Below are 5,420 nucleotides of genomic sequence, written 5' to 3'. Positions count from 1 at the left end.
GTCATTCTCCCATGCAGAAAGTATTCCTTACTCTTACACTCTGGGTGCCCTCTACGAATCCCGCGCCGAGCACTTTTTACGGTAATAAAAGTACTCAGTTCTGAGGTAGTAGTATGACACACGCTTGCCCCAATGCATTGCGCCTTGCCGTGGCCGTTGCCATCAGTTCTTCCATCCTTGGTACACAGGCACTGACCGAACGCAGGCTACAGACAAAATCTATCGATATTCAGGGCAATGGACACGCGGAGTTTACCCACAGTGAGGTCATAGTTAAGCCAACTTTAGGTCACAACCAGCAACCAATACCCAAATCCATTACCACCACCTACCCCGATCAGACTCAAACCAGAGCTGGCTATAACATTCCTTCTGAAGGCTTCACAGATGTTCTTTCCGGCATCAGTGGTGGTGTTTCCAGTATTGATCTGTTTGAAACGGACAAAGATGGCGTTGCTCAGAAATACACCAAAGTCCTGAAGGTAGGTAATGAGGGGATCTTCAAGATTACCCATAATCTTGCCGAAGAAGTACTGGTCATTGAAGTCAGAAACGGAATGACCAGTCAGGATTCAATTAAGGCTGTTCGAAGTCAATCGGGTGACATCCAACCACTGGAACCGACAACGAAAATCGCCAGCCCCAATCATTTGGTCGGGGTGCTGAAAGGAGCCAATGAAAGAGCAGGTAGCCTTGGCGAAGTTGATCACTATGTTGCCCTTGCCACCATCGAAGTTGACAAAATTGAAGTGAACAGTCGCACCTTTATGCGCCTTGTCGCTGCAGACGATGAGCCTCCTGATTTGCAGAGTCTGGATCAAGCACTCTTTGTTAATGATGAGCCACTTTTGGCAGCAGCGACCTCTGCCTATACCCAGGTTCATACTCTGAGAGAGGGTTTACAACAGAAAGCTCTGGACGATCTTTTGTACTACCATAAACCCGTCGGCTATGTTGTAAACGTTGGGGATGAGTGGCGGGCTTGCCCTGTGCCTGAAGGTTATCCAAAGCTGGAAGTGACTGAAGCTCCGGGAGAGATTATTGTTTTCCATGGTCAGAAGCAGAATCCGACAGATGTCGCTTTTGTGGAAAAAATCTTTGACGTCTGGAAAAGGGTTGATGCTAATACCCCCGCTCCTGGAGTATCAACACAAGTTAAAAAAGACAAGATCAAAAGCTACCAATACGTCATTCGAAGCAGGCAGATGGAACTGCTCGAGGGGTTAGCTGCGCGGCACGATGTTGGTGTTTTCGAAGATCATGATGCGGCGCTTATGCTGGCATACTATGAAATTCTCCAGCAGGCATTGACCGCTGCTACTCCTGATCATGCAGATGAATTTTATTTCTCAGTAGAACACGTCAAATTCGCCTCGTCTTTCATTACGCCACCCTCGATACATAATCAACTTGCAAAACACTTCAGCTTCAAACCCGCACTTAGAGATTTTCTGACTAACCCGCATTTTGTTCGGAATTTTCTCAATATTTTACCCTTTGCCGCCGAATTACAGACCGATAATTTTTACAACGCGAAACCGTTTGCAGACAAAATCATGGCCGACATGGCCAGAGAGATGATTGAGAATCAAATCAAGCTGGAAGAGCAGCGGGCAGCAGAAGGCGAACTCATCAAGCTTAGAAACCAGTTAAGGATCACAACGGAGAAAGTTACTGCCAGTGAAATGCTAACAAAGGAAACACTCCTGCTCTATCGGCAATCTGAGGATGCGCGAGCACGGCTTTCTGTCTATGTGGAAGAGCTGGTGAAAGAAGTTAACATACTGGATGTTCAACAAAAAAGCCTGCGCAACGAAATACTTTCAATGAGAGCTCCAGACGACGAATTTCATAAAGATCAGCTTCAGAAAAACCAGGCACTGGAAGAACGCATCGCACAGTTTGAAGAACGCATCGCACATTTAGAAGAACGCATCGCACAATTTGAAGTAATGCGACACAACAGATTCCATCGTCTTGCAGATTTGAAACCGAAAGTGGATGACATTACAACACCAGACCTCCAGGAAGCCATGCCTAAAGTCCTCAAGACGCTGAGTGCCGTAGAAAAAGCTCTGGAGATTCATTACCTTGATGAAAACGACGATCTGTATCTCCGTCGTCAGGGCATTGCTGAAGACATGCAGGAATACATCAGAGACGCCAGACAGCGGGCAGAGGAAGAGGCCCGGTACATACTGGAAGTTGTAGCAGAAATGCTCAACATCAACGTCAGTGAAGAGGATGACAAAACATCAAAACTCACCAGGATTTTCAGCGTACTTAACAGCTATGATCTCTCAGATAAAATACTGGGTGAAACGCTGGATGAGATTGATAGCATCCTCTGGAGATATGAAAGCAAAATTCTGCACGCGAAGGATTTCCAGCTGCTCACCCTTCTTGCGCACCTTCACTATAAACTCCAGGACCCTGGCCCGAACACGCAAGCCAGAGACCAACAGACTGATCTGCTGGAAGCCATAGAAAAAATACTCAACATAAAATTCAATAAAGAGGACGACAATGCAGTAAAACTTGCCCGGGTTCATACAATACTTGACGGCGATGATGTCTCAGGACACTTGCTGGATCAGATAGATCAAACCCTCCGGAAAGAAGACGGCGCAGCTCTGAACGAGAGGGATCTCAAACTCAACAAGCTTCGTGCGATTCTTCACTATAAAGTCAAAGATTCGTGCCTGGACATGCAAGTCAAAAAACAACAGGCAAGTCTGCTTGGAGCTTTAGAGAGAGAGCTGAACATCTACCCTCATAGAAACGCTGCTGCTGAAGGAAGAGGCAAGGCTACCACTGTCAAACTGGCCAAAGTTCTGAATGTGGCATTTGAGCAGGATGACGACCTGGCTGAACAAAAGGGTGCCCTGAGCACTAAAATTCAGGAATTATTCGAAAAATCAGACGCACTCTATGATGACGAAGCTGCCCGAAGAGTCTGGAACAATGAAATGGCTCATCAACTCAACATTGAGGACTACAAAGAGGATGCCACTATTGAAGACCAGAACAGTCTGGTTGAAAAAAAACTCCAACAGTTGAATAAAGAAGTTTTCAATGCGGGTCAGCCTGACGTTAATGAGCGCCTTACTGCCATTGAGAAAGAGCTTGACAGGCAAATAGCCCGACTGGGCCCCAAGCCCCGATACGTTCTTGATCGTGAGGTGGCCACTGCCAGACGAGCATTGGAAGAAGCTGAAAGTAATCTGAGAGATGTTCATCGCGAACTGAAGACGCTGCGTGGCAAGCACATTGTATTTGCCGGGAAACTTTCTGACCTGGACTATATCCCCGATAAAGACGATGTAGCTCTCAATCAGCTAATGAAAAAACTTCAGACCGACCTGGGTCTGACTGCAGGTGACGAACAAACATCTGAAGAGCGAGTAGAAGACATCAGACATTTCCTGCAGGAATACAGTGCAGAAAAACGAGATGAGATCACTGAGAAACTGAGAGCCAAACATGATCTGAATCTCCTGATCAAAGAAGGTGACCTCAGTACACTGCAAAATACTGATTACATTTTCTCCGTTACAGCCCATAAAAATAATCATGATCCGGACGAAACCGGTATCCTCGAGGAAGCATTGAATGAACTGTCTTTAGCCAAAAAAAACTACGCTCAGGTCACGAAATTCCTGCGCGATCGTGACAGAAAATGTATGGACTTGACCAGTAGATGGTTTGAAAAGAGGGATGCACAGGAGAATCTGGATCGTAAAAAACAGGAGAATATCGATTTTGGAGATTCCGATGAGAAGGCTAAATCCGTACATAAGAACGAAATGGCTAAGCTGGATTGGATCCTGAAGCAGAAAAATGAAGCTATATCAAAAGCAGAAGACGATCTTGCAGATTATGATGAAGCGTTTCTTGATGCCACTGAAGAAGCCGTGGATCTTAAACCAGATACTTCTGACACCTTTGGACAACGGATGGATGCCCTGAGAAACAAACAGTTAGAACTGGGCGGAAAAGATGGTAATGGTGGCAAGATCCGGCAACTGATGAAACAGGCCCGTCTGGAAGAGGAGATTGAAATCAGGAAAGCAGACATCAGGAGAAGGAAGGAAGTCCTGAATGCCGCAGAGACAGCTGTCGAAAGTGATCGTGGCCCCTTCCAGTACACACTGAAACAGGCAAAAATTCGAGCCGCTATGGACGCCTTCATGCAGCAGCACTCACTCAAACAACAAGCTCTGGAAGCTGCAATAGGTCTGGCAGAATTAGCAGCAGAAAGCGGTAAGACAACACCGTTCCTTAAGACACCATTCCTTACAACTTGCGATTTTGACGATGAATTTGCACCGATTCGCTTGCAGGCAATGGTCGGAGACAAGCTGACGTTTAAACAGGCCAGTCGGATTGTGGAAGTTTTCAAGAGCCTGAAGGCAACGTTCCCGGAATACCCCTCCGAGCCTGAAGAGGAGCAACCTCGTAATGCCCTGGAAGAAGTCCGGATTCTAACGTACAGGGCCAGGAATGAGTTGAAAACCGGGGCTCAACAATACGACAACGAAATTTATGGCATGGGCAAAAGAGCCATCCACTTCGTCGAGCATGAACCAGAGAACCTGAAAAGTTTCTCTGAATACTTCGCTACCCATTCTGCCAGTGTTGACAGAATCATAGCTCTTGTGCGTGACGGTCTGATCAGCAAGATTGAACTTGAAAGCTACATGAAGGCCGTCAGAGGTGTCGACGGTTATCAGACAGTGGACGAGTTTGAACACTTCCTTGGCTACAAGCACGGCGTCAATCTGCCTGACTTCAGGAAAGTTGTCCAGATGCTGTCCGACAAGGGTGCTGAGGAATTCATGCAAAGTGCCTTTGCCCCTACCATAACCGCCACTGGGCCGACAGGTATGAAAGAGTCTGTTGCCGGCATGAAAGAGTACGCCGCTGCGGTCATCGCCAACTACGTGCTTGACGATATTGCCTTTGAAAACGGCCACAGGACGGCAGCATTCCTGGCCAATGTTCAGGACACCCTGACACCTTACGCCAGTGCTGTTGGCGTGTCCGAATCAGACCTGATCCATGCTATCCATGACACATTGATGCAGGCTCATGCCGCAGCGGTTAAGCACCAGTTCAATGATTACTGGGTCAAACCTTCAGCTTCTCTGGTACAGGCGGTCACCTGGTACTACTCCAACTACAGACCTCTACTGGTGACCCATTCCGTCCTGGAGGCAGCCAGACTGTCTCTCTCAAACATGGCGTTCCTCTATCTTCTGGATCTGACCAACCGGGGCGATTACACACACAGGATGCTCTCACCTTTCCGGCGCTGGCTGGAACGCTTTGGTATTGACCTTGACCGAACCGGCCAATATGCCTGCCACAGTGGCATTGAAAAAATCTCTGAAGCAGGCGGGCTGGCCATGCCATTGGGC

Annotated in this window: 1 protein-coding gene; it reads left to right on the top strand. The window is 47.5% G+C overall.

Going from position 1 to position 5,420, the window contains the following annotated elements; translation table 11 throughout:
• Positions 1 to 113 precede the first annotated feature (113 nt).
• The coding region (locus KDK19_RS12215; RefSeq protein ID WP_257292069.1) for a hypothetical protein at positions 114 to 5,420 on the top strand (5,307 nt) is incomplete at its 3' end.

The sequence above is a fragment of the Endozoicomonas sp. ONNA1 genome, from assembly GCF_024606325.1.
Lineage (GTDB): Bacteria > Pseudomonadota > Gammaproteobacteria > Pseudomonadales > Endozoicomonadaceae > Endozoicomonas_A.
The sequence above is the reverse complement of the archived record's forward strand: the minus strand, read 5'-3'. Positions and strand labels throughout refer to the sequence as shown.